The 22,712-nt window shown below is 70.8% G+C and carries 23 protein-coding genes and 2 pseudogenes; 8 read left to right on the top strand and 17 right to left on the bottom strand.

What is annotated here, in order from left to right; genetic code table 11:
* Nucleotides 1-246 precede the first annotated feature (246 nt).
* The 10 genes and pseudogenes from QRN89_RS00995 to QRN89_RS00950 form a co-directional block, all read right to left on the bottom strand.
* Nucleotides 247-1,134, bottom strand: coding sequence for a universal stress protein (locus tag QRN89_RS00995; protein WP_290347424.1), 888 nt, complete (start codon nucleotides 1,132-1,134; stop codon nucleotides 247-249).
* A 325-nt stretch (nucleotides 1,135-1,459) separates the two neighbouring features.
* Complete coding sequence (locus tag QRN89_RS00990) at nucleotides 1,460-2,047, bottom strand: acyl-CoA-like ligand-binding transcription factor (RefSeq protein ID WP_290347423.1); 588 nt, start codon at nucleotides 2,045-2,047, stop codon at nucleotides 1,460-1,462.
* Nucleotides 2,044-3,579 (bottom strand): FAD-dependent oxidoreductase, encoded by a 1,536-nt coding sequence (locus tag QRN89_RS00985; RefSeq protein ID WP_290347422.1) that lies wholly within the window; start codon nucleotides 3,577-3,579, stop codon nucleotides 2,044-2,046. Before QRN89_RS00985 ends, QRN89_RS00990 begins: the two co-directional genes overlap by 4 nt.
* Nucleotides 3,580-3,903: 324 nt before the next feature.
* Nucleotides 3,904-5,220 carry a Na+/H+ antiporter NhaA gene (gene nhaA, locus QRN89_RS00980; RefSeq protein ID WP_290347421.1) on the bottom strand — a complete coding sequence of 439 codons (1,317 nt, stop codon included), beginning with the start codon at nucleotides 5,218-5,220 and terminating at the stop codon, nucleotides 3,904-3,906.
* Between the two features lie 222 nt (nucleotides 5,221-5,442).
* A complete protein-coding gene (locus QRN89_RS00975) occupies nucleotides 5,443-6,978 on the bottom strand; it encodes an alanine/glycine:cation symporter family protein (protein ID WP_290347420.1) in 1,536 nt (511 codons plus the stop codon).
* Between the two features lie 552 nt (nucleotides 6,979-7,530).
* The gene (locus tag QRN89_RS00970) at nucleotides 7,531-8,442 is read right to left on the bottom strand and encodes a potassium channel family protein (RefSeq protein WP_290347419.1); all 912 of its coding nucleotides are present in this window, start codon (nucleotides 8,440-8,442) and stop codon (nucleotides 7,531-7,533) included.
* Between the two features lie 446 nt (nucleotides 8,443-8,888).
* The gene (locus tag QRN89_RS00965) at nucleotides 8,889-9,950 is read right to left on the bottom strand and encodes a PucR family transcriptional regulator (RefSeq protein ID WP_290347418.1); all 1,062 of its coding nucleotides are present in this window, start codon (nucleotides 9,948-9,950) and stop codon (nucleotides 8,889-8,891) included.
* A gap of 472 nt (nucleotides 9,951-10,422) precedes the next feature.
* A pseudogene (locus QRN89_RS00960) lies at nucleotides 10,423-10,917 on the bottom strand (MFS transporter); the annotation flags it as partial.
* 7 nt (nucleotides 10,918-10,924) lie between these two features.
* On the bottom strand, nucleotides 10,925-11,392 hold the full coding sequence (locus tag QRN89_RS00955; protein ID WP_290347417.1) for an ArsI/CadI family heavy metal resistance metalloenzyme: 468 nt from the start codon (nucleotides 11,390-11,392) through the stop codon (nucleotides 10,925-10,927).
* 27 nt (nucleotides 11,393-11,419) lie between these two features.
* A complete protein-coding gene (locus QRN89_RS00950; protein ID WP_290347416.1) occupies nucleotides 11,420-12,787 on the bottom strand; it encodes an FAD-dependent oxidoreductase in 1,368 nt (455 codons plus the stop codon).
* A 1-nt stretch (nucleotide 12,788) separates the two neighbouring features.
* Here QRN89_RS00950 and QRN89_RS35935 point away from each other — a divergent pair, with 1 nt between their 5' ends.
* The 3 genes from QRN89_RS35935 to QRN89_RS00940 all read left to right on the top strand — a co-directional run bounded on the left by QRN89_RS35935 (nucleotide 12,789) and on the right by QRN89_RS00940 (nucleotide 14,201).
* Complete coding sequence (locus QRN89_RS35935; protein WP_490236237.1) at nucleotides 12,789-13,130, top strand: NAD(P)-binding protein; 342 nt, start codon at nucleotides 12,789-12,791, stop codon at nucleotides 13,128-13,130.
* Between the two features lie 160 nt (nucleotides 13,131-13,290).
* Nucleotides 13,291-13,662, top strand: a complete 372-nt coding sequence (locus tag QRN89_RS00945) for an ArsR/SmtB family transcription factor (RefSeq protein ID WP_290347415.1) — start codon at nucleotides 13,291-13,293, stop codon at nucleotides 13,660-13,662.
* 53 nt (nucleotides 13,663-13,715) lie between these two features.
* On the top strand, nucleotides 13,716-14,201 hold the full coding sequence (locus QRN89_RS00940) for a GNAT family N-acetyltransferase (protein ID WP_290347414.1): 486 nt from the start codon (nucleotides 13,716-13,718) through the stop codon (nucleotides 14,199-14,201).
* A gap of 509 nt (nucleotides 14,202-14,710) precedes the next feature.
* Here the strand turns inward: QRN89_RS00940 and QRN89_RS00935 are convergent.
* The 3 genes from QRN89_RS00935 to QRN89_RS00925 are packed head-to-tail and all read right to left on the bottom strand — an operon-like array spanning nucleotide 14,711 to nucleotide 16,914.
* Complete coding sequence (locus QRN89_RS00935; RefSeq protein ID WP_290347413.1) at nucleotides 14,711-15,766, bottom strand: ArsO family NAD(P)H-dependent flavin-containing monooxygenase; 1,056 nt, start codon at nucleotides 15,764-15,766, stop codon at nucleotides 14,711-14,713.
* On the bottom strand, nucleotides 15,763-16,557 hold the full coding sequence (locus tag QRN89_RS00930; RefSeq protein ID WP_290347412.1) for an aquaporin: 795 nt from the start codon (nucleotides 16,555-16,557) through the stop codon (nucleotides 15,763-15,765). The genes QRN89_RS00935 and QRN89_RS00930 overlap by 4 nt, the downstream gene beginning before the upstream one ends.
* A gap of 42 nt (nucleotides 16,558-16,599) precedes the next feature.
* Nucleotides 16,600-16,914: an ArsR/SmtB family transcription factor gene (locus QRN89_RS00925; protein ID WP_290347411.1), complete on the bottom strand. Its 315-nt coding sequence runs from the start codon at nucleotides 16,912-16,914 to the stop codon at nucleotides 16,600-16,602.
* Between the two features lie 117 nt (nucleotides 16,915-17,031).
* Here QRN89_RS00925 and QRN89_RS00920 point away from each other — a divergent pair, with 117 nt between their 5' ends.
* From QRN89_RS00920 to QRN89_RS00905, 4 genes and pseudogenes are all read left to right on the top strand, one after another.
* Nucleotides 17,032-17,445 (top strand): arsenate reductase ArsC, encoded by a 414-nt coding sequence (locus QRN89_RS00920; RefSeq protein WP_290347410.1) that lies wholly within the window; start codon nucleotides 17,032-17,034, stop codon nucleotides 17,443-17,445.
* Nucleotides 17,442-18,434, top strand: coding sequence for a thioredoxin-disulfide reductase (gene trxB / locus QRN89_RS00915; protein WP_290347409.1), 993 nt, complete (start codon nucleotides 17,442-17,444; stop codon nucleotides 18,432-18,434). The genes QRN89_RS00920 and trxB overlap by 4 nt, the downstream gene beginning before the upstream one ends.
* A 2-nt stretch (nucleotides 18,435-18,436) precedes the next feature.
* Nucleotides 18,437-18,616 (top strand): annotated as a pseudogene (locus QRN89_RS00910) (thioredoxin family protein); the annotation flags it as partial.
* Between the two features lie 73 nt (nucleotides 18,617-18,689).
* Nucleotides 18,690-18,914, top strand: coding sequence for a hypothetical protein (locus QRN89_RS00905; RefSeq protein ID WP_390702207.1), 225 nt, complete (start codon nucleotides 18,690-18,692; stop codon nucleotides 18,912-18,914).
* A gap of 79 nt (nucleotides 18,915-18,993) precedes the next feature.
* On the opposite strand, the gene QRN89_RS00900 is transcribed toward QRN89_RS00905, so the two are convergent.
* Nucleotides 18,994-19,566 carry a rhodanese-like domain-containing protein gene (locus QRN89_RS00900; RefSeq protein ID WP_290347408.1) on the bottom strand — a complete coding sequence of 191 codons (573 nt, stop codon included), beginning with the start codon at nucleotides 19,564-19,566 and terminating at the stop codon, nucleotides 18,994-18,996.
* Between the two features lie 80 nt (nucleotides 19,567-19,646).
* Here QRN89_RS00900 and QRN89_RS00895 point away from each other — a divergent pair, with 80 nt between their 5' ends.
* Complete coding sequence (locus QRN89_RS00895) at nucleotides 19,647-19,934, top strand: metal-sensitive transcriptional regulator (protein WP_093658567.1); 288 nt, start codon at nucleotides 19,647-19,649, stop codon at nucleotides 19,932-19,934.
* 20 nt (nucleotides 19,935-19,954) lie between these two features.
* On the opposite strand, the gene QRN89_RS00890 is transcribed toward QRN89_RS00895, so the two are convergent.
* The 3 genes from QRN89_RS00890 to QRN89_RS00880 are packed head-to-tail and all read right to left on the bottom strand — an operon-like array spanning nucleotide 19,955 to nucleotide 22,452.
* A complete protein-coding gene (locus tag QRN89_RS00890) occupies nucleotides 19,955-20,698 on the bottom strand; it encodes a sulfite exporter TauE/SafE family protein (RefSeq protein WP_290347407.1) in 744 nt (247 codons plus the stop codon).
* Nucleotides 20,695-21,060, bottom strand: a complete 366-nt coding sequence (locus QRN89_RS00885; RefSeq protein WP_290347406.1) for a rhodanese-like domain-containing protein — start codon at nucleotides 21,058-21,060, stop codon at nucleotides 20,695-20,697. Before QRN89_RS00885 ends, QRN89_RS00890 begins: the two co-directional genes overlap by 4 nt.
* A gap of 33 nt (nucleotides 21,061-21,093) precedes the next feature.
* Complete coding sequence (locus tag QRN89_RS00880; RefSeq protein ID WP_290347405.1) at nucleotides 21,094-22,452, bottom strand: MBL fold metallo-hydrolase; 1,359 nt, start codon at nucleotides 22,450-22,452, stop codon at nucleotides 21,094-21,096.
* Between the last annotated feature and the right edge of the window lie 260 nt (nucleotides 22,453-22,712).

The raw sequence follows: 22,712 nt of genomic DNA, 5'->3' as shown, positions 1-22,712 counted from the left end.
AGGGCACGGAGCGGATGCTCACGGCAGCACCGTGGTCAGGCGCTCGCCGAGTGCAAGACCGTCGACGCCCGCGTGCTCGCCCGCAAGCCGGCTTCGCTCGCTGAGAGTTGCACGGCGCAGGACAAGACCATGATGGACGCCGGCGGACACCCTTCATGCGCGGCTTTCCCGGTCCCTCGACGTTTCGGCTGTGCAGATGCCGGATGCACGTCTGGTCACGGACTTGTGGACCTGAGTCCGAGAGCGTCACTTCTCCGCAACCGGAGGGGGCACCACGACGACTGGGCACTCCGCGGTGTGCAGCACCTCGCCGCTCACCGAGCCGAGCATCAGTCTTCGCAGACCGGTGCGACCGTGCGTGCCCACCACCAGTACGTTCGCATGGCGTGAGGAGTCCACCAGCAGGTTCGCGGGCCGACCCCGCTCGACACGTGTACGGATGTCCACGTCGGGATAGCGGGACCGGTAAGGGCCCAGCCTCTCCTCCAGCAGGTCCTTCGCGGCGATCGGTCGTGTTTCATGGCCGAGGAGAAGGGGGCCGGTGGGGCCGGTGCTGAGGAGTTCGGGCCGTGTGGAGGCGTGGACGACCTCCAGCCAGGCACCGGGGGTGTCGGCAGCATGCAGGGCGAACTCCATGACGTGCGGCTGAATGTCGTCGACGTCCACACCGACCACCACCCGGTTGTCGCTCGGCTCGGTGCCGAGACTGGGCCGGAGGACGAGGACCGGGCACCGGGAGTGAGTGGCAACCTGCAGACTCACGGAGCCGAGTGGCAGCCGGGCGAAGCCTCCCGTCCCCCGATGACCGACGACGATCAGCGTCGCTTCGGCCGACCGGTGGATGAGCGCCGCCGCCGGTGAACCGGAGACGAGTTCCTGCTCGACCGCCAGGCCCGGGAACTGCCGGTGGACCGCTTCGGAGAAACGGGCGATCACACGGTCCGCCCGATCCGTCCCGTCACCCGTGTCTGCCTCGGCCGGCCCCTGCGTCGACGGCCGCTCGGCTGCGTGCATGATGCGAAGCCCCGTACCGGCTCGGGTGGCCTCGTGCGCCGCGCGAAGAGCCACCTGCTCCTGCCCCTCGGCCTCGACCACTCCCACCACTACCGATCCGGCCGCGTGCTGATCATGCACTTCGACTCCTCTTCCGGCCACTCCGCGGACACGAGTGCCCTACGCGGCCCAAGCCTTGACGAACGGGGTGCGAAGCCTGTGTCTCCATCACACGAGAACGCTCATACACCGGCAACCGGTGCGCGGCACCGTCCCCCGGACGGTCGTGCGGCAGGTTCGAACCGAGCGCGTGTCACTCCGTGGCCGGCATCCTCGCGACCGTCGCCTCTGCTCCGGACGCCACCGCTCGGGCGGACCAACAGCCCGCCCCGCAGCCGTCAGTGGTCAGGCCGTCCAGCGCGTTGCCGTGAGGAGAACCCGCGTGTCTCGCCCTTACGGGGCGGGTCTACGGGCGCAGAGCCAGGAAGGCCTCGTCGACGAGGGCGGGCAGGTGGCCTTCGCCGTCTCCGTCCACCCAGACGGCCAGCGTGGTGGTGAGCGCGGCGAGGGCGGCGGAGGCGTAGACCCTGAGGGGGAGGTCGGGTTCCCCACCGGAGCGGGCTGCGAGGGCGGTCGTCAGCATCCGTTCCGTCGCGTGCTGGTTCTCCCAGAGGCGGGCGCGCAGCGCCGGAGTCCTCAGGATGAGACGGGTGCGGACGAGGAGTGCCTCCTTGTCGGTGGTGTAGACGGCGGCCAGGCCTTCTGCGAGAGCTTGGTGGAGAGCGGTCAGAGGGTGCTCCCCGGGCGGTCGCCGCTCGATGAGCCGGACGATGAGGGGGTCGTAGTCGTCCGATTCGACGACGGACTCCTTGGTGGGGAAGTAGCGGAAGAACGTCATGCTCGACACGCCGGCGGCACGGGCGATCTGGTCGACGGTGGTGGTCTCGTATCCCTGGCTCAGGAACAGGCGCAGGGCCTCCGCCTGGATCGTGCTGCGCGTTTGTGCCTTCTTGCGTGCGCGCAGGCCCTCGGGTGGTGTTGCCGGGCCGGTCATGTGTCCTCGTTCTCCGGGGTGTGGTGCATCGTGGTGCCCAGCCTGGTGCTCAACCAGGTGTCGAGCGAGGCCGTGGAGGTGCCCCGCCAGGCCACGTGCCCGTCGGGCCTCACCAGTGTGACGTGACGGCACGGCGCTGTGGAGGGCGTCAGGGGAGTGAGGGGGGTGTCCGGCCCGAGGTGGCGCTCGGCCACCGCACGGTGCGCCTCCCCGTCGCCGAGTGGGGGAACCAGAAGCGCCCAGCGGGCTCCGAGTTCGGCGTGGAGGCGGGTGGAGGAGCCGTCAGCGCGCGTGCACGGCACGTCGGGCACCCGGTCACCGGCCTGCGGAATGCCGAGAGGCCACCGCTCTGTGAGCCGGACGCCCAGGGGACCGCGACGGTAGTGGATCTTCAGCTGTGACGACTGCTCCCAGATGAGCCTCTGCACCAGCGGCCGGTTCATCAGCGGTATGAACACACGGTCGCGTGCGGCCCGGGCCAGGGGGGTGTCACCGACCACCATGCGGGTGAGGGAACTCGTCGAGGCCAGCACCTCCCGGGCGATGGGCCGGCGTTCGGCTTCGTACGTGTCCAGCAGGGCGCCGGGTGCCGCGTCGTGCAGGACCATGGCCAGCTTCCAGGCGAGGTTCTCCGCGTCTCCGAGCCCGGTGTTCATTCCCTGGCCCCCGAACGGACTGTGAATGTGGGCGGCGTCGCCGGCGAGCAGGATCCGGCCGCGCCGGTAGGTGGAGGCCAGACGGCGATGGATGCGGAACGTCGAGGACCAGAGCACTCTTCCCACGACCGAGGGGTCGAGGCCGGCGTGATGCCGGAGTTGCCGCGTGAGTTCGTCGACCGTGCCCTCGGCTCCGGGACTCGTGGCGTCCGGGCGCGCTGGGGCCATGAGGCGCCAGACGTGGTCGCCCGGCAGGGGGAAGGCGCCGAGCATGCTGTCCGCCCGGAGCCACACGGACACCGTGTCGGACGGTAGGGGCAGATCGGCCTGCACGTCCGCCAGCAGGAAGTTCTCGATGACGGAGACGCCGGGGAAGTCGATTCCCGCCTCCTTGCGCACGAGGCTGTGGGCGCCGTCGCATCCGACCAGCCAGGCCGACCGGAGCTCTTCCCCCGGGAACGTCAGCGTCACACCGGAAGCGTCCTGGGTGACGGAGAGCAGTTCCTTGCCCCACTCGACCTCGACCCCCAGCGCACTCAGCCGCTGTCGCAGGGCTGCTTCGACCTCTGTCTGGGACATGAGCAGGCCGGGCCGCGTCACCAGTTTCGTGGGCCGACCGACCTGCAGGCTGGCCATCTGCCTGCCGTCCACGTGGGTGACCACCCGGGAGATGCGTACGGAACGTTCGGGCAGATCGGCCAGGGCGCCGAGCCGGTCCAGCACCTCGGCTCCGCGCGGCTGGAGGCCGAGTGCCCGCGAGGTGGTCGCGGGCCTGTCGCGTTTCTCCACGATCCGGACCGGGACACCCGAAGCCGCGAGCCCGCAGGCCAGGGCCAGGCCCGTTGGCCCGGCCCCGACGATCACCACGGAGGACATGCCCCACCCCGAGCGTTAGTCGCTATCAATAGTTAGAGACTAACGCGAATGTGGTGGCGGAGTCACTCCCCCGGACGGTCCTCCGTCCACGGGCGACCGGGGCGCCTGCGGCGAGCAGCGGAACGTCACCTGCACAGAAGGACACCCGTTCACGGATGAGTTGAGAACCGGGAATCACGGCGTGGGGCAGTCCGTCCGTGTCGAGCACCAGGAGTGCGGGGAGCTGCTGCTCGGTCAGCGTCCGGGCCGCGACGAGCGCGTCGTCGTCCGTGGTCACGAAGGGACAGGGCTCCGCAAGGTCCTGGGCGCGCATGAGGCGCCTCGTCACCCGACGGTTCCGGCGCCCTCGGGGCCCGAACCGGCTCGCTGGTAGATGTCGGGGATGCCGTCGGCGTCGTCGTCGCGTGTCTCCTCCTCGTACAGGCGCCGGTAGATGCCGTTGCGGCGTCTGATCAGCAGGGCGGCGAGGCCCGCCGCGATCAGTGATCCGACGAGGACCGCCGCCTTGATGTGCTCGGCCTGGGCCGGGTCCGGGAAGGCCAACTCGCCGATCAGGAGGGCGACGGTGAAACCGATCCCGGCCAGTACGGCGAGCGCGAGGACGTCAGCCCACGCCAGGTCCGGGTTCAGCCGGGCGCGGGTGAAGCGTGCTGCCAGGTACGTGCCTGCGAAGATTCCCAGGGTCTTGCCGACGACCAGGCCCAGCACCACCCCGAGTGGCTCGGGTCGGGTGAAGACCTCTCCCAGGGCGGCTCCGGAGACTCCGACACCGGCGGCGAACAGGGCGAACAGAGGCACCGCCACTCCTGCCGAGACCGGGTGCAGCAGATGCGAGGCGCGCTCGGCGGGGGACGCGTCCTCGCCCTTGTCTCGGGTGGTGCGCAGGATCAGGCCCATGGCGACGCCTGCCACCGTGGCGTGGACCCCGCCGTTGTACATCAGCGCCCAGATGGCGACGCCGAGCGGCGCGTACCACCACCAGCCCCGCACCCGCAGGCGCTGGAGCACGTAGAAGACGAGCAGCCCGGCGAAGGCTCCCCCCAGGGCCAGGAAGTTGAGATCGCTGGTGAAGAAGACCGCGATGATGAGGATCGCGCCGAGGTCGTCGACGACGGCGAGGGTGAGGAGGAACGCGCGGAGTGCCGACGGCAGATGGGTGCTGAGGACGGCCAGGACCGCGAGTGCGAAGGCGATGTCGGTGGCCATCGGCACGGCCCAGCCGTTGAGCGAACCCCCGCCGGACGTGGCGACGGCCGCGTACAGCGCGGCGGGCACGACCATGCCGCAGAGCGCCGCGATGACCGGTAGTGCGGCGGTGGCGGGGGTGCGCAGTTCACCGACGACGAGCTCTCGTTTGAGTTCGATCCCGGCGACCAGGAAGAAGACCGCGAGCAGTCCGTCGGAGGTCCAGTGCCCGACGGAGAGGTCGAGGCCGAGGGCGGGGATGCCGAAGTGGAAGTCGCGTATCTGCTCGTAGACGTCGCTCCACGGGGTGTTCGCCCAGGCGAGGGCGACGACTGCCGCGGCGAGCAGCACCAGTCCGCCGATGGTCTCGGTGCGCAGGGCCTCGGCCACGGCGTTGCGCTCGGGGAGCGGGAGCAGACCGAGGAACGTGGTGCGCTGACGCGGGGCGTCTGACATGGGATGGGGCCTCCGGGCCGTCGATGGAGCGGGCACACTGCGCCCTTGACGCCGACCAGACTTCCCGGCACACCCCGCGTCCCTTGACGCGTTCTTTACACCCTATCCAGGAGGGGGCCCCGCCACCAGACGGGGTCCCATCTGCGGGAACGTGGGTGGGGGCCGCATGCGCAAGGCGCGAGCGCATGCGACCCCTCCCGAGGAGCCGGACCGCGAGGGCGGTCAGACGGTGGTCTTCACCGGCTCCTGGTCGTCGTCGGCGTCGTCCGTCTGGCCGGCCTTGCGGGCGCGGACGAACTCCAGGAAGGAGTTCAGTTCCCGCTTGACGACCGGGGCGAGCAGGTAGAGGCCGATGATGTTGATGACCGCGAGCATGAACAGGACCGCGTCGGCCATGTCGATCAGCGTCTGCAGCGTGAGCAGGGAGCCGGCGACGGCGAACAGCGTGTAGAGCACCTTGAAGGTGAGCTCGCTGGCCTTGCTGCGGCCGAAGAGGTGCGTCCACGCCTTGAGGCAGTAGTAGCCCCAGGTCAGCACCGTCGAGATGGCGAAGAGCAGCACCGCGATGGTGAGGATGTACGGGAACCAGGGCAGCACGGTGCCGAAGGCGTCGGAGGTGATGGTGACGCCGCCGATCGACTCACCCGCACGCGCTTCGGCCCAGCTCGCCGGGTTGGCGATCACGATGGTGAGGGCCGTCATGGTGCAGATGATGACGGTGTCGATGAAGGGCTCCAGCAGGGCGACCAGGCCCTCGCTCGCGGGGTGCTTGGTCTTCACCGCGGAGTGCGCGATCGGGGCCGAGCCGAGACCGGCCTCGTTGGAGAACGCTGCGCGCTTGAAACCGATGATCAGTGCGCCGAGGACACCGCCGGCGACACCCTCGGGGTTGAACGCGCCCTCGACGATCGTGACGACCGCGTCGGGCACCGCCGTGACGTTCACGAGGATGACGACCAGACAGGCGGCGATGTAGATGCCCGCCATGGCGGGAACCAGCTTGCTGGTGACGTTGGCGATGGAGCGGATGCCGCCGAGGAGCACGATTCCGACGAGTGCGGCGATGAGGATGCCGAAGAAGAGAGCGCCGGCGGAGGAGCCGAGAGCGCCGTTCTCGCCGCCGGCGACGGAGACGAGCTGCGCGTAGCTCTGGTTGACCTGGAAGAGGTTGCCACCGAAGAGGCCGAAGAACAGGATCATGAAGGAGGCCAGGACGGCGAGCACCTTGCCGAGGCTCCTGCCCTTCTTGCCGAAGCGGTCGGCCAGGCCCTTGGGGAGGTAGTGCATCGGGCCGCCGGAGACGGTGCCGTCGGCGTGGACCTCGCGGTACTTCACCCCGAGGGTGACCTCGACGAACTTCGTGGCCATGCCCAGCAGACCGCAGAGGATCATCCAGAACGTCGCGCCGGGACCACCGATGGAGACGGCGACGGCGACACCGGCGATGTTGCCGAGGCCGACGGTGCCCGAGACGGCCGCGGTCAGGGCCTGGAAGTGGTTGACCTCACCGGCCGACCCCTTCTCGTCGTACTTCCCGCGCACCACGTCGACGGCGAGTCGGAACTTGCGTATCTGGACCAGGCCGAACCAGGTGGAGAAGACCAGCCCGGCGACGACGAGCCAGGCGACGATCAGGGGGAGTTCCGTCCCGGCGACCGGTACGGAGTAGAAGACGACGTCTCCGAGCCAGCCGGCGATGGGTTCGAAGAACCCGCTGACTGCCTTGTCGACGGATTCGGTCATGGAGTCGAGTGACACAGTTGGCTACCTCGTGGCGCAGGACCGGCGCACGGGACGTTGCGCCGGATGGTGTGCGGTCTTGGAGCGAACGCCGTTGTCCGATCGGCGACCCTGGGCGCCTCGGTCCGCGGACTCGAACCTGATCGCCCTGGTCGTGCCGCGCCGACGGGTGCCGGCGCGCTCCGCATCCCGACGCAAGGCCGAGTGCGGAGTTGCGCAGTTCTAACACGAGCTTTACGAATCCTTGGGTGAGGTGAATCACATAACGATGAGTAACCATGGAAAGGGCCAGTGAGCGTGACCGGAACGTTATCCGGAGCTTCGTGTTCGCTTACCGAACGTCATCGCGCGCAACCCGAACGTGGTCGCAGAAGTGATCATGACTTCACCTCCGGCTCTCTGAACAGCGAGATCGCTGTTCCGCGGTTCGCGGGTGGCGCCCTGAGTACGGGGAACAGCGGTGCGTTGGGCGAGGAATTCCGGAACCCGGCAGAGTTTGAGTCGGTCAGGCTGCCGTATCCGTGCAGTGACGGTCGAGCGGGGTGCTGTCACACTTCGACCTCCGGAGGCTCAAAAGCGGTTTCTGCCGTGATCCTCCGCATAGGCCCGGAAGATGTCGCGGGTCGTGCCCCCGTCGTGCAGGAAACGCTGGTCCAGGACCGCCGCGAGATCCTCGAGGGCGCTGGTGAGGAGAGCGGCGGAAAGGCGCACCTCCGCGCACTGGGCGCCACGGCCGCGCTCTGCCAGATCGGCGGCGTACCGGATGCTCGCTGCGAGGGAGGTCTGGTCGTGCCCCTCGTGGAAGTAGTAGGACTCGGAGTACTGCAGCAGGTCGGCGGAAATCTCCGCGAGACGAATGGCGAGGCCGTCCAGGATGCCCGCTCCCAGCGCCGAGTCCAGCTGCTCCGGTGCCGGGTCGTTGCGTTGCAGCTGGGACAGCCGCAGGGCCACAGCTCGTCGGCGCGTCAACGCAGGGTAGATCTCCAGGATCCAGGAGACCGTGGCGGTCAGGAGGACGAAGCCCACAAGGGCCTCGAGCGGGGCGACGATCCGCAGCCAGGGCTCAGCGGGCGCGATGTCGCCGAGGCCGAGAGTCGCCACGGTGACCAGCGAGACGTAGAGCGCGTCCACCGGCCCGTCGTGAGCACCGGGCTCCAGGCCGGCGGTGAAGGAGAAGGCGTCCGGCATATGGGGCCAGTAGATCAGGGCCCAGCCGACGACCACCCCGCCCGCCCACATGACCACCACGGCCACCATCGCGATCGGCCCTGCGAGGCCCGCCGCCTGCCTCCGCAAGGGAAAACGCTGGGACAGCCTCCACAGCCCCGCCATGACGTGCCGGCTGAGACCGCCGTGACGCGTCGGGTGCCACAGGGTGTGGAACACGTCCCGCAGGGCCATCATGACCATCCCCGCTCCGAGCAGTGAGACCAGCCAGCCCATACGCGTCTCCCAGGGCGCGGTGAACAGGAATCCCAGCATGCCCCGTGGCCCACCGCGACGGGCAGGGGCCGCGCCAGAGCGCGCGGATCACCTGCCGGCCGACCCAGTGTGCCCCCTGCAGGGCATGGGGGGCTGGACCCGGTCGGGCACGCATCTCCTCCCACGGAGCCATCCCGTGCCTCGATCCCAGCGTTCTCACCGATCCTGGCGCCGGTGGCTCGGCTCGCTCCGCAACGCGTGCTCCATGGGGCCGGTCGCCCGCGTGCACCGTCGCTGCCTTGATCGGCCTGCGCAACGTCCAACCGGCGACGAGCAAGCTGATGGGTGCACTGCCTGGCCGGCCGGAGGCGCTGGAAATCCATCTGCTCGACGTCACGGACGTGATCAGGACGGCGCGATCGCCGGAATTCCGCCCGTCAGGGCCCCCGTCGGATGCCAAGGTCGTGATCAGCAGGCCGAAGGCACGAGGCGAATGCGCGGGTCGTTCAGACTTCCTGGTTCGGCCAGTCGAGGAGCCGCGCTCCGATGACGGCCGTTTGGAGGGTGTAGCGATGAACGGGGTCTGCCGGGTCTGCGCCGGTGAGCTTGTGGATGCGTTCGAGCCGGTAGGTCAGCGCCCGCACGCTCAGCGAGAGCCGCCGAGCGGCCTCGGCGGACACGCAGCCTGTGTCGAAGTAGACGGTGAGGGTCTCGATCAGCGGCTGGGCGCCGCCGCGAGCTCCCTTGAGCGGGCCGAGGACCGTGCGTACGAGGTCGGCCATGGCCTGCCGATCGCGGGTCAGTACCGGGTAGACCAGGAGATCCGACGCATGCAGCACGGGTTCCTCCAGACCCATGCGGCCGGCCAGTTCGAGTGCGTTGAGAGCCTCCTCGTAGGAGTGGACGACTCCACCCGCACCGGGGTGGGCACGTCCGAGGGCCACCCGGCCGCCGCCCGTGACCGCACCGGCGTGCTTGGCGAAGAAGTCGAGCACGTCGGACTGGTCGCCCGGCGCGATGCAGATCAGCCGTCCGTCCTTCGTGGTGAGCAGGATGCGACGGTCTCCGAAACGGCTGACCAGGGCGGTCTCCACGCTACGGGTGACGCGGTGACCGTCGTCGTACGGGCCGCTGCCCTGCGCCACGGCGACCGCGTGGGCCCGGGAGAGGAGGAGTCCGAACCGTTCGGCACGTTCGGCGAGACGGCCCAGATCGCTGCGCCCGTAGAGGAGGTCGTCGATGAACTCCCGGCGCGCCGCCTCTTCCTGGCGTACCGCGAGGCGCTGTGCTCGCTCATGGCCCTCGACGAAGGCGTCCACGGCCTGTTCGACGGCGGCGAGGAGGTACTCGGCCGCAGGGGGCGCCAGTGTGCGGCGCACGGCCTGCGCGGCGGCAAGGTGGGCCCGGATCAGAGCACGCAGTCCGATGCCCGTCTCCGCCGCCCGTTCCCCCTGGCCCCGCAGTGAATCCAGCTCGTCGCGGGTGAGCCGCCGACCGGTGGCGCAGGCACTCGTCAGGGCCTGGGTGTACCCCTTCAGGTACTTCTCCGGCGTTTCCGGCTCGCTCATGGCTCTTTCCGTTCCTCGGTGCGTCCGTGACGAGTTCCTGACACGCGAACATCAGAGGAAGCGGTAAGCCGCGGCGTGCTCGGACCGCCATCAAGGATACGTAATCATTGCCGGTGGACGGCAAACACGGCAAGGCTGGGTGGCCGTCGGGCACTCCTCACGACCGGGGGCCTTGCGGACGCACTGGTGGGCGGCACGGCCACGACCCTTCTGCCGCAGCCGTCGGCAGAATGCGAGCGCCTGCTCCACGCACTCGGTGTCGCGGCTGCCCCCCGCTGCGACCGACATTGCCGGTGACCGGCAACATGCGAGGGGCCTGGTTGGCCGGGCCTCCCCGGGGTGGAGAGCCAGTTCCGCCCAAGGCTGGGACGTGCGCCCAGGTCCTGGATCCTCCGCAGGCCTACGGGGAGGGCGACGGAGGGTCAGGCCGTACAGCACGTCGGGGACTTCGTCGTGCTGCCCTGCTGAAGGCGGCGAATGCAGCCGCGGCTGCCGACAGGGCAGCGAGGGTGACGACGGTCAGGGCGCGGACGTGCTCGGGTGCCCACCAGCGGGTGAGCGCGGCGAAGGCGGGCCGGCAGAACGTGCGGGCCATGGCGATTCCGGCCCAGGGCCCAACCGGATTGGAAGACGGCCTGCTTCGGCGCGACCGCGACGACCAGGAGGCTCAGGGTGGCGAGGACCGATCCGCTCGTCATGACGGTGCGCGGGGCCGCGAGGGTCGAGAATGCGGTGGACGCGTACGCCGGCGAGCGCGGAGACGGCCAGGGCCAGGGAGAACGCGGCCGTGGTCGGCCCGGCGGACCACCCGGTGGCGGGCGGTGATCGGCGGGTTGAGGACCGGGAAGGCGCAGGGGACGACGCCCCGGCCGGTGATCTGGGTGGCGCAGAGGGCTGGGAGGGCGGCGCGAGGCCGCGACCGGTCCCCCGATCCGGTCGCGGCCTCGCCGACGGGGACGTCGGTCATCGTCGGGTCAGCAGCAGCCGCCGGCGCTGCCGACCGGTTCGTGCGCGCCGGCCTGCGCGACGGTGGGCGTGGAGCAACAGGTGCTGCCCTGCTGTTTGGTCAGGGCGCCGGCGTCGCCCTTGACGACGTAGACCTCCCACGGCTCCCGGCCCGGGCCGTGAACCCAGACCTTGTCCTGCAGGGCGTAGCAACAGGTGGTGTCGTTCTCCTCTTCGGTGGCCAGGCCCGCTTCGCCCAGGCGGGTGGTGGCGGCGTGTACCGCCTCGGTGCTGTCGACCTCGACGCCGAGGTGGTCCATGCGGGTCGCCTCACCGGGTGCCCCCTCGATGAGGACGAGCTTGAGCGGGGGATCGTCGACGGCGAAGTTGGCGTACCCGTCGCGGAGTTTGGCGGGCTCGGTGGCGAAGAGCTTGGTGTAGAAGGCGACCGACGCGGCAAGGTCGGGGACACGGAGGGCAAGCTGTAGACGGGACATGAGAGAGCCTCCTGCTCGTGTGGGTGGTCAGCAACCGCCTGACGCCGCAGGCGTGCCGACACCGATCCGGACTGTGCCGGGTGTGGCGCAGCAGCCTCCGCCGTCGCCGCCGGCTTGGGCGGCTTCGGGCTCGTCGAACAGGCCGGCTCCGCCGCAGACTCCGGTCTCGGGGAGGGTGAGCTCGACACGGGCGGCGGCCTCGTGGTCACCGGCGAGGGCGGCGGCGATGGAGCGGACCTGCTCGTAGCCGGTCATGGCGAGGAACGTCGGGGCACGGCCGTAGGACTTCATGCCGACGAGGTGGACGTCCTTCTCCGGGTGCGACAGCTCTCCCACGCCGTGGGGGTAGACGGTTCCGCAGGAGTGGACGTTCGGGTCGATCAGCGGTGCCAGTTCGACCGGGGCCTGGAGGCGCTCGTCGAGGGCGAGTCGCAGTTCGGTCAGGAAGGTGAGGTCGGGGCGGAAGCCGGTGAGGACGATGGCCTCGTCGACCGGCTCCAGGCGGCGGCCGTCCTCGGCGACGAGCACCAGCCGTCCGTCGGCGTCCCGCTCGATCGCGTCGGTCCGGAAGCCGGTGACGGCATCGGCGTGTCCCTCGTCCACGGCGGCCTTCGCCGCCAGGCCCAGTGCGCCGCGGGCGGGGAGCTGGTCGGCTTCTCCGCCGCCGAAGGTGGAGCCGGAGATGCCGCGCCGCAGGATCCACACCGCGTGGGTACCCGGTGCGTCCGTGGCGAGGTCGGCGAGTTGGGCGAGGGCGGTGAAGGCCGAGGCGCCGGAGCCGATGACGGCGATGCGCCTGCCCGCGTACCGGGCGCGTACGGCGCCGTCGCGCAGGTCGGGCACGCGGTAGGAGATGCGGTCGGCGGCGGTGCGCTCGCCGAGGGCGGGCAGGCCGTCGCCGCCGACGGGGCCGGGAGTCGCCCAGGTGCCGGAGGCGTCGATGACGGCGCGGGCGGTGATCCGCTCCTCGGTGCCGTCGGCGCGGGCGAGGTGCACGGTGAAGGGCTGCCGTTCGCGGTCGGCGTCCACGACGCGGTCGCGGCCGAGCCGGGAGACACCGGTGACCCGGGCACCGAACCGGACCCTGTCGCCGAGGACGTCGGCCAGGGGCTGGAGGTAGCGCTGTACCCAGTCGCCACCGGTCGGGTAGGTGGAGCCGTCCGGCTTCACCCAGCCCGTGGGGGCCAGGAGCTTCTCGGCTGCCGGGTCCACGACCTCGGCCCAGGTGGAGAACAGCCGCACGTGGCCCCACTCCCGCACCGCGCTGCCCGCACTGGTTCCGGCCTCCAGGACCAGGGGCTCCAGACCGCGTTCGACGAGGTGGGCAGCGGCGGCCAGCCCGATCGGGCCGGCCCCGATCACCACGACGGGCAGAGCGGCGGTGGGTGCGTTCACGATGACTCCCCATGCTGTTTCGATATCTGTCGATGGCTTGTTCCGTCAGCATGACATCTGCTTCGATGAACGTCAACATAGACATTCGTCGAACTGGGAGGGGTCGTTCAGGGAACACGTCGATGCCGCCGTGATCGGCGGCGGTCAGTCCGGCCTCGCCGCCGCATACGCCCTGTGTGGGAGAGGGCTGAAGCCGGTCGTGCCGGAGGCGTCCGAGGGGCCGGCGGGCTCCTGGCCGCACCTCTGCGACGGCCTCACCCTCTTCTCCCCGGCGAGGTGCAGTCTCCGCCCGGAATGGCCCTCGGCGGTGATCCCGAGCGATACCCGCACCGAGTCGAGGTGATCGCCTGTCTGGTGCGGCACGCCGACCGTCGGGACGCGGGGAGCCGCACCGGCCGCCGCGTCACCGCGTCCACGCGCGGCCCGGCGGATCGCGTACCGCTCCCACTGGCAGGACGGGGCAGCCCCTGGGCGTTTGGTTCGACGTATGTCAACATAGACGTATGTCGAACGCGAAGGTGCTGCCGCTGCTCGAGCCCGCCGATCAGGGCGTGGCGCCGTGCTGCCCGCCGCTGACCGAGCGGCCGATGACGGCCGAGGAGGCCGAGACGGCCGCGCGCATGTTCAAGGCGCTCGGCGATCCGGTCCGGTTGAGGCTGTTCTCCTCGATCGCCTCGCACGAGGGCGGGGAGGCGTGCGTGTGCGACATCTCCGACGTCGGCGTCTCGCAGCCGACGGTCTCCCACCACCTGAAGAAGCTCAAGGAAGCCGGACTCCTGAGCTCGGAGCGGCGCGGCACCTGGGTCTACTACCGCGTCGAGCCGTCGGTGCTCGCCGCGATGGGCAAGCTCCTCACCACCGCAGCAGCAGCTTGAACACGTCGAGGACACGCCGGACCGTGACCGGTGCGACCCCAGGGGGGAGTCCGGTGATCGTGCCACTGACCGCCGACCACGCCGATGAGGTCCTGGCGATCTACCGGGCCGGTATCGCCGAGGGCAATGCCACCTTCGAGACGACGGCCCCCGACTGGCCGGAGTTCGACGCCGCGAAACTGCCGGGGCACCGCTTCGTCGCCGCCGACGCGAACGGTGCGGTGCTCGGCTGGGTCGCGGCCACCCAGGTCTCCGACCGGTGCGTGTATGCCGGAGTCGTCGAGCACTCCGTCTACGTCCATCCCGATGCCCGGGGCCGGGGCATTGCCGCATCGCTCCTCGAAGCCCTCATCGACTCGACGGAGGCCGCAGGCGTCTGGACCATCCAGTCCGGGATCTTCCCGGAGAACACCGCCAGCCTCGCCCTGCACGAACGCGCCGGGTTCCGCGTCATCGGTCTCCGTGAACGCATCGGCCTCCACCACGGCGTCTGGCGCGACGTCGTGCTGCTGGAACGCCGCAGCCCGCACGTCATCTGACACGCAACGCCATCTCCCCGCAGCAGCGCCTGTCCCACCCGGCGGAAAGGGCGTGGCAGGCCAAGGGCGGTCACTCCGCCGCCGGCTCCGATGGGGTCGCGTCCGCCGTGCGCGGGCGATGAAGGAACGATCGGCTGCTTCGAGCTCGCCTGCGCCGTAGGCCTGAAGATCCCCGCCGTCCGGGTCCACAGGAGCCTCGGAGCCGGTCGAGCCCACCCCCACCACGGCATCAGCCGGCATCGCCGCGGCCGACGTCGTGGACGAGGCAGGAGGCCTGACCCTGGAGTTCGAGGACGCCACCAAGGCCAAGGGGCGTACCCGATCGTGCTGGTCACCTACGAGATGGTCCGCGCGCGGGCAAAGAGTCCTGGACCCCGGCCGCCCTTGCGCCCCTGTCCCGAGAACGTGGCGGGGCGAGTACGTCCGGTCATCCGGAACCGGTCCTGACTCGGCTTCGGGGCCACTCTTCACAGTCCGTGCCGCAGCCGACGTCCGGTTGTCGCGACGCTTCAGGTCACCAGCGCGGCGATCTCGCGTGCGGCGTCCCGTGCGGGCCTGCCGACTCCGATGAGGGTGGCGGAGGCGGGGCCGGTCCAGTCCCCGTAGCCGAGGAGGTGGACTCGCGGCTCGTCGGCGGCGCGGGTTCCGGACGTGGTGATGTGGCCGCGTGCGCCCCTGAGCCCGAGCGGGGCGAGGTGGGACAGGGCGGGCCTGAAGCCGGTGCACCAGATGACGGTGTCCGCCGCGGCCCGGGTGCCGTCGGACCACTGGACGCCGTCCGCCGTCAGACGGGTGAACATGGGTGTGGCCTTGAGCAGTCCGTGGTCCCGGGCCCTGCGTACGGGCGGGACTGCGACGACGTCGCCCAGTGACGCGACGCCGCCGGTGTCGGTGCGTCCCGCGTCGAGGGCTTTGCGGCGCGCGGTGGCGACGTCGAACAGAACACGCCCGTCGACGTCGTCGGGAAGGAAACGCGGTGGGCGCGGGGTGACCCAGGTGAGGTCGGCGTGGCCGGCGAGGTCGGCCGCGATCTGAGCGCCCGAGTTGCCGCCGCCGACGACGATGACGCGCCGCCCGGCGAAGTCTCGCGGGCGGCGGTAGTCGACCGTGTGCAGCTGCTCGCCCCGGAAGGCGGCACGGCCCGCTACGGCCGGCAGAAAAGGCCGCGACCAGGTACCGGTGGCGCTGACCACGGCATGGGCCCGCCAGGCGCCGGAGTCCGTTTCGACGCGCAGGAGACGGCCGTCGCGGCGGACGCTCCGGACGTGGACCCCGTGCTGCACCGGCAGTTCGTAGCGCTTCTCGTAGTCGGCGAGGTAGTCCACCACGTGCCGGGCGTCCGGGTACGGCTCGCCGGGCCGGGGCGGCATGAGCCGGCCGGGCAGCGAGGAAAAGGCGGCTGGGGAGAACAGGCGGAGCGAGTCCCAGACGTGCTGCCACGCGCCGCCCGGCGTGGCCCCCGCGTCGAGGACGGCGAAGTCGATGCCGAGGCGGCGCAGGTGGTAGCCGGCGGCCAGGCCGGACTGGCCGCCGCCGATCACCACCACCTGCGTCAGCCGGGTCATGCGGCAGACTGCGTCTCGGCGGTGCGGGCGGGCATGAAGATGAGCGCGACCAGGGCCAGGCCCACGACGGCGCCGGCGAGTTGGGCGCCGATGAACCCGGGGACGGAGGCGGGGGCGATGCCGGCGAAGGTGTCGGTGAACGCCCGTCCGACGGTCACCGCCGGGTTGGCGAAGGACGTGGAGGACGTGAACCAGTAGGCGGCGCCGATGTAGGAGGCGACCGCGACGGGGGCGAACCGGAGCCGCTCGGTGCGTGCCAGGCCGAAGATGAGCAGGATCAGTCCGGCCGTTGCCACGACCTCGCCGAGCAGCAGGTTGCCGGCGGACCGCTCGTGCGTGGACCACTCCACCAAGGGCTCGCCGAACATGGCGTCGGCGAGGATCGCGCCCGCGATCGCACCCACGGTCTGGGCCGGAACGTAGACCGCGGCCTCGCGGGCGGTGACGCCGCCGTCTCCGCGACGGGCGGTCCACCACTCGGCGAGTGTCACGACGGGGTTGAAGTGGGCCCCGGAGACCGGGCCGAGCAGGACGATCAGCACGCCGAGCCCGAAGACCGTGGCGAGCGAGTTGGCCAGGAGCTGGAGGCCGACGTCCCGGGTGAGCCCGGTGGCCTGGATGCCCGAACCGACGACGACGGCCACAAGGGCCGCGGTCCCCACCAGTTCGGCGGCCGCCCGGGCGACGAGGGGGGTACGGGGCGGCGTGGCGCCCGGCGCGGGCTGCGGGTCCCCGGCCGGAGCCGTGGGGGAATCGGCCGGGCGGGCGGAAGCGGCCTCGGTGGCGCTCAACAGAACTCCTTGATGCGTGCAGTCGCGCGGTGCGCGGTGAAATCAGGGGCAGGAACGCTTGATGTTCGCCTCGGCCGTGGCGTGCGCGGTCCTGGCCAGATCGGCGAACTGGCCGGCCAGCGAGTCGAGGACCTCGGGCTTCAGCCGGTAGTAGGTGAAGCGCCCGCAGGGCTCGGTCTCGACCACGCCCGCTTCGCGCAGCACCTTCAGGTGGTTGGAGAGGTTCGTCTGCCTGGCGCCGGTCTCCTCGACGAGATGGCTGGTGCAGAGCGTCTCCCTGGCGAGGAGGGTCACGATCCGGAGCCTGAGCGGGTCGGCCAGAACCCGAATCAGGTCAGTGTCGACTGACGTCATCATGGGCTGATACTCTCACATCAGTGGCCGCTGATGCCACCAGGTGCTGTTGTCATTTGTGCCTGTTGCCCCCGCGTGACGTGGCAAGACACCGTACGCGAGACAAGAGAGAGACCCGCGATGGCCGAGAAGCCTTCCGTCCTGTTCGTCTGCGTCCACAACGCCGGCCGCTCCCAGATGGCCGCCGGGTGGCTGTCCCACCTCGCCGGCGACCGTATCGAGGTCCGCTCCGCCGGATCCGCTCCCGCCGACCAGGTCAACCCGGCCGCGGTCGAGGCCATGCGCGAGGTCGGCATCGACATCTCCGCCGAGACGCCGAAGATCCTCACCGTCGACGCGGTCAGGGAGTCCGACGTCTGCATCACCATGGGCTGCGGCGACACCTGCCCGGTCTTCCCCGGCAAGCGCTACCTGGACTGGACGCTGGAGGACCCCGCGGGCCAGGGAGTGGAGGCCGTACGCCCGATCCGCGACGAGATCAAGAAGCTCGTCGAGGGACTGATCGAGGAGCTCGCCCCGGAGAAGACCGGGTGAACGCCCAGGGGGGACGGCACACTCGGGACGTCGTCGTCATAGGCTCCGGCCCGGCGGGATACTCCGCCGCGCTCTACACCGCCCGCGCGCAGCTGAAGCCCCTGGTCTTCGGCGGTTCGGTCTTCGTCGGCGGTTCGCTGACGACGACCACGGAGGTCGAGAACTTCCCCGGCTTCCCCCAGGGCGTCGACGGACCCGTGCTCATGGAGAACATGCGGGCCCAGGCCGAGAGGTTCGGCGCCGAGATCGTCGAGGACGACATCGTCTCCGTCGACCTGACCGGCCCGATCAAGGAGGTCACCGACAGCGGGGGCACCGTGCACCGGGCCAAGGCCGTGATCGTCGCCACCGGCTCCGGCTACCGCAAGCTCGGCCTGCCGAACGAGGACGCGCTCTCCGGCCGGGGCGTGTCCTGGTGCGCCACCTGCGACGGCTTCTTCTTCCGTGATCGCGACATCGTGGTGGTCGGCGGCGGCGACACCGCCATGGAGGAGGCCACCTTCCTGACCCGCTTCGCCCGCTCGGTCACCGTGGTCCATCGCCGTTCGACCCTGCGTGCCTCGCAGGTGATGCAGAACCGGGCCTTCGCCGACGACAAGATCACCTTCGCCTTCGACACCGAGGTCGCCGAACTCCACGAGGAGAACGGCATGCTCTCCGGCCTCACCCTGCGCGACGCCTTCACCGGCAAGACCCGCGGGCTCGCGGCCACCGGCCTGTTCATCGCCATCGGCCACGACCCGCGCACCGAGCTGTTCGCGGGCCAACTGGACCTGGACGACCAGGGACACCTGAAGGTCGCGGCCCCCTCCACCCGAACGAACATCGCCGGCGTCTTCGCCGCGGGCGACGTCGTCGACCACACCTACCGGCAGGCCGTCACCGCGGCCGGCACCGGCTGCGCGGCGGCCCTGGACGCCGAGCGTTACCTGGCCGCACTCGCGCACACCGGTCCTGCCGGGCCGGAGCGCCTCCCGGCCGCTGTCTGATTCTGCATCAGCCTGGACAGGAGGCCGGGACGGCCCTCAAGGGCGTGACGGACGACTCGTTCGAGTCGGAGGTCCTGAAGTGCGACAAGCCCGTCCTCGTCGACTTCTGGGCGGCATGGTGCGGACCCTTCCGCCGGCTCGCCCTCTCGCTGGAGGAGATCGTCCAGGAGCACGGCGACAGGGGCCGGTCCTTTGCGGGCAGCACGCCGTTGCGCTCCGGGGGCGGAGGCGGCCGGAGGAGCACCGACCGGTAGCGTGATCACGATGCTGAAGAACAGGGACCAGAAAGCGCGACGCACCCGGAAGCCCGCCGGCCGGCCCGAGGATGTGGGCGGCCTGTCTGCGGCTGCGTTCGCCGGTCTTCTCGCCGCCGGCCTCGTGATGGTGGTCGGGTGTGCTCTCGTCGGCGGATGGGCCGGGCTCGCGGGCATCGTGCTGACGGTGGTGCTTGTCGCCGGGTGCGTGGTCTCGCGGGGTTGACGGGCGTGCCCGGAACCTGTGCGGCCCGGCGGGAAGGCGGGATGGGAGCTGTCCCGGGGCCGCCTTCCCGGCAAGGCCGTCAGCGGCTGCGCAACGCGGCCAGTGTGACGGTGAGGTCGGCCGCGCGGGGCCGGTTGCGGGGAAGTTTGGCCAACAGTGCTGCCATGCCGCAGGTGTTGGTCAGGGCGGAGAAGACCAGACCGCCCGCGATTCCGGCGGACACGAGCTGGAAGGCCGGGTGAACGAGCAGTCCGAGCAGAAGGCCCAGCAGGACGAGGATGCCTGCGGTGAAACGTACTTGGCGTTCCATCCCCCAGGTGGCGCGTGAGGTGCTCTCGCGGCGCAGTTCGTTGCCGCCGGCTGCCCACGCGGCGGTTCCGCCGGAGAGCGTGGCGGTCGTGACGTGGTTGTCGGCGAGGATCCTGCAGGCGTTCTCGGAGCGGGCCCCGGAAGCGCAGACGATCAGTACGTCACCTCGTGCGGCGGCGTGGCGGATGTCGGGCAGCGCCTGCTGGATCTGGCTCAGGGGAATGTTGAGGGCCCCTGGCAGATGGCCGCCGGCGTACTCGCCGGGTGTGCGCACGTCGATGACGGTCAACTCGTGGAGGCGGTTGCGGACCTCGTCGATGCCGAGGGCGGTGGGCGTGGTCATGGCGGGTGTCATCCTTCGGGGTCGACGGTGTCCCCCCAGGGGTCTATATTACCCCTGGGGGTATTTCGTGAGGAGTTGCGGTGGAGCTTGATCTGGCGGGAGCCGAACTGAAGGCGGTCCTCAATCGGCTGCGCCGGGCGCAGGGCCAGATCTCCGGAGTGATCCGGATGATCGAGGAGGGCCGGGACTGCGAAGAGGTCGTCACGCAGCTGGCCGCCGCGTCCCGGGCGCTTGACCGTGCGGGTTTCGCGATCATCGCAACCGGTCTGCAGCAGTGCCTGACGGACATCGAGGACGGCCGCCGCTCCGAGGAGGACCGTGACGAGATGCGGGGTCGTCTCGAGAAGCTCTTCCTGTCGCTGGCCTGACTTCTTTCGCCGGTGCGTGCTCATGCGATCACATCGACCAGCATGAACGCGGCCACCGTGAGCAGGACGCCGGCGAAGATCTTCTGCACGGTCTCGCCGGAGAGCTTCGCGGCGAGGCGTTTGCCGTCCCACGCGCCGAGGATCGCGGCCCCCGTGAAGGGCGCGATCACCTCCCACCGCAGATCGCCGCCGGTTCCCGTGCGCGCGATGAGCGCGGCGAGGGAATTGACGGTGATGACCAGCAGGCTGGTGCCCACCGCCTGCCTCATGCGCAGCCCGAGGACATTCACCAGGGCGGGGACGGCGAGGAACCCCCCGCCCACCCCCAGGAGTCCGGTGACGGTTCCCAGGCCGGCCCCGGCGCCGGCCGCCTTGGCGGGGCGGATCCGCGTCGGCAGGGCGGCGGGGGAGGGGCGGAGCATGCGCAGTGCCGCAAGGGCGGCGATGGCGGCGAAGGCTGCGGTCAGTACCGGTTCGGGGAGGTGTCCGGCGCCGGCCCCGGCGAGGAAGGCGGGGGCGATGCCTGCTGCGGCGAACAGCGCCCCGGTCCGCCAGGCCAGGTTGCCGTCGCGCGCGTGAGCGTACAGGGCGGTGGCCGAGGTCGCGGTGACGATGATCAGGCCGGCCGTGGTGGCCGCTGACGGTGTGAAGCCCAGCAGGTAGATCAGTGCGGGGACGGCGAGAACGCTGCCGCCGCCACCGAGAGCCCCCAGGGCGAGGCCGATGACGGCACCGGCGACGAGGGCGAGAACGAGCGGCGTCACGCTATCCGGCCGCTGTTCCCGCGCACGTCGACGACCGGATGTCCGGCGTCCACCCATGCGTTCATGCCCCCTTTGACGTCCACGGCGTGTGCTCCGTGTTCGTTGAGGAGTTGAACCGCCTGCTGCGAACGGTGCCCGCTGCGGCAGATCACCACCAGCGCCTTGCCCTCCGCCTCAGGCGGTGGACCGCCGCCGGCGAGAAGCCTCGTCAGCGGGACGTGGACGGCTTCCGGAGCGTGGCCGGCGTTCCATTCGGCCTGCTCGCGAACGTCCAGCAGCACGGCGGCGGGCTCCTTGCCCCTCGTGCGGCTCCGGGCCTGGTCGACCGTGATCCGGGACGCGTTCCGGCGGAAGCGGAACATTGCACTCCTTCCTGGGCTGGGGATGGCCGGCAGTCAGCCGGAGATCAGGGGCAGACCCGCGTCGGCCGCGGAGTCGAAGCCGTCGTCGACGGCGACGACGTCCCGGCCCGCGGCGTCCAGCAGTGAGGCCGCGATGGCCGCCCGCATCCCACCCGCGCAGTGCACCCACACGGTTCCGTCGGGAACCTCGCCGAGGCGGCGGTGCAGCTCGTGGAGGGGGATGTGCACGGAGCCTTCGATCCAGCCGCCGGCACGCTCGGCGTCGCGGCGTACGTCGAGGACCACGACACGGTCGGCGCCCAGCCCTGCGAGCCCGGCGAAGGTGGACCGTGGGAACGAGGCGGGCGGTTCGCCCTCACGCACCCACCGGTCCGGGCCTCCGGTGGCAGCGGCGGCCGGGCGGTCGATGCCGACGCGGACCAGTTCACGTTGTGCGTCGGCCAGCTGTCCCGCCGATTCCGCGAGCAGGGTCACCGGCTTGCCCCACGGGATCATCCAGGCGAGATAGGTGGCGAGCTTGCCGTCGGCCTCGAAGTTGAAAGCTCCGGCCACGTGCCCCTCGGCGAACGCGATGCGGTTGCGAAGGTCCACCACCCACTCTCCGGCCTCCAGGCGTGCGGCGATCTCCTCGGCGTCCGCCGGTGCGGGCGGGGTCAGGTCCACCGGCGCGGGGCCCGCGGCGTTGGTCGGGCCCATGTGGGCGTAGTACGCAGGCACGTCGTCCAGGTCCGCCAGCAGGTCGGCGACGAAGGTGTCCACGTCGGCGGTGAGCGCCGCGTTGCCGGCCTTCTCCTTGCCGATGGTGCTCGCGTCGCCCTCGGACTGCGCCGAGGAGCAGAAGCTGCCGAAGCCGTGTGTGGGCAGCACGGCCGTCGCGTCCGGCAGGTCGGTGGCCAGGCGGTGCGCCGAGGCGTGCTGGGCCCGGGCCAACTGCTCGGTCAGCCGCGGTTCGACCAGGTCCGGCCGCCCGACCGTGCCGATGAGGAGGGAGCCGCCGGTGAAGGCCGCCACCGGCCTGCCCCCGTCGTGGAGTACGTACGAGGTGTGGTGGGGCGTGTGGCCCGGCGTTGCCATGGCCGTGAGGGTCAGTCCGGCGTCGACGCCGACCGTGTCACCGTCGGACACCGGGACCCGCGGGAAGGAGACGCGTGCACCCGCCGGCACCAGGTACGCGGCGCCGGCCGTCCGGGCGAGTTCCAGGCCGCCGGTGACGTAGTCGTTGTGTATGTGGGTCTCCACCACATGGGAGATCCGCACACCTCGCCGGGCGGCTGCGGCGAGCACGCGGTCGATGTCGCGGGGCGGGTCCACCGCCACTGCGGTCTGCTCACCGCCGGCCAGGTAGCTGCGGTTGCCCAGACCTTCCAACTCGATGGTGTCGACGAAGAACACGCGGATACTCCCTTCGTGTGGAAATTACCCCCTGGGGTATTGGATCCACCGTAGCACTATTACCCCCGGGGGTATATCTGGCCGTGGTGTCGTGGGGTCCGGCATGCCCCTGTCCGTTTTCCCGGGCGCGCGGGCCGAAGCCGTGGCCGCGACAGGAGCATGACCAGTCCGTACACCTCGGCGCCCGACAGGAGGTCCGGTGACGTCTGCCGAACGGAGGCTCCGGCAGAGCGGAAGCCGGGTGTCCGGAAGCAAGCCGA

Source organism: Streptomyces sp. HUAS CB01, from assembly GCF_030406905.1.
GTDB classification, from domain to species: Bacteria; Actinomycetota; Actinomycetes; order Streptomycetales; family Streptomycetaceae; genus Streptomyces; species Streptomyces chengbuensis.
The sequence above is the reverse complement of the archived record's forward strand: the minus strand, read 5'-3'. Positions and strand labels throughout refer to the sequence as shown.

Coding starts and splice junctions, on each gene's coding strand:
- nhaA (WP_290347421.1), bottom strand. CDS start 5,220: ATGTCAGACGCCCCGCGTCAGCGCACCACGTTCCTCGGTCTGCTCCCG.
- QRN89_RS00885 (WP_290347406.1), bottom strand. CDS start 21,060: ATGTTCCGCTTCCGCCGGAACGCGTCCCGGATCACGGTCGACCAGGCC.
- QRN89_RS00900 (WP_290347408.1), bottom strand. CDS start 19,566: ATGACCACGCCCACCGCCCTCGGCATCGACGAGGTCCGCAACCGCCTC.
- QRN89_RS00925 (WP_290347411.1), bottom strand. CDS start 16,914: ATGATGACGTCAGTCGACACTGACCTGATTCGGGTTCTGGCCGACCCG.
- QRN89_RS00985 (WP_290347422.1), bottom strand. CDS start 3,579: ATGTCCTCCGTGGTGATCGTCGGGGCCGGGCCAACGGGCCTGGCCCTG.
- QRN89_RS00945 (WP_290347415.1), top strand. CDS start 13,291: ATGTCGAACGCGAAGGTGCTGCCGCTGCTCGAGCCCGCCGATCAGGGC.
- QRN89_RS00965 (WP_290347418.1), bottom strand. CDS start 9,950: ATGAGCGAGCCGGAAACGCCGGAGAAGTACCTGAAGGGGTACACCCAG.
- QRN89_RS00955 (WP_290347417.1), bottom strand. CDS start 11,392: ATGTCCCGTCTACAGCTTGCCCTCCGTGTCCCCGACCTTGCCGCGTCG.
- QRN89_RS00970 (WP_290347419.1), bottom strand. CDS start 8,442: ATGCTGGGATTCCTGTTCACCGCGCCCTGGGAGACGCGTATGGGCTGG.
- QRN89_RS00920 (WP_290347410.1), top strand. CDS start 17,032: ATGGCCGAGAAGCCTTCCGTCCTGTTCGTCTGCGTCCACAACGCCGGC.
- QRN89_RS35935 (WP_490236237.1), top strand. CDS start 12,789: ATGACTCCCCATGCTGTTTCGATATCTGTCGATGGCTTGTTCCGTCAG.
- QRN89_RS00935 (WP_290347413.1), bottom strand. CDS start 15,766: ATGACCCGGCTGACGCAGGTGGTGGTGATCGGCGGCGGCCAGTCCGGC.
- QRN89_RS00990 (WP_290347423.1), bottom strand. CDS start 2,047: ATGACCGGCCCGGCAACACCACCCGAGGGCCTGCGCGCACGCAAGAAG.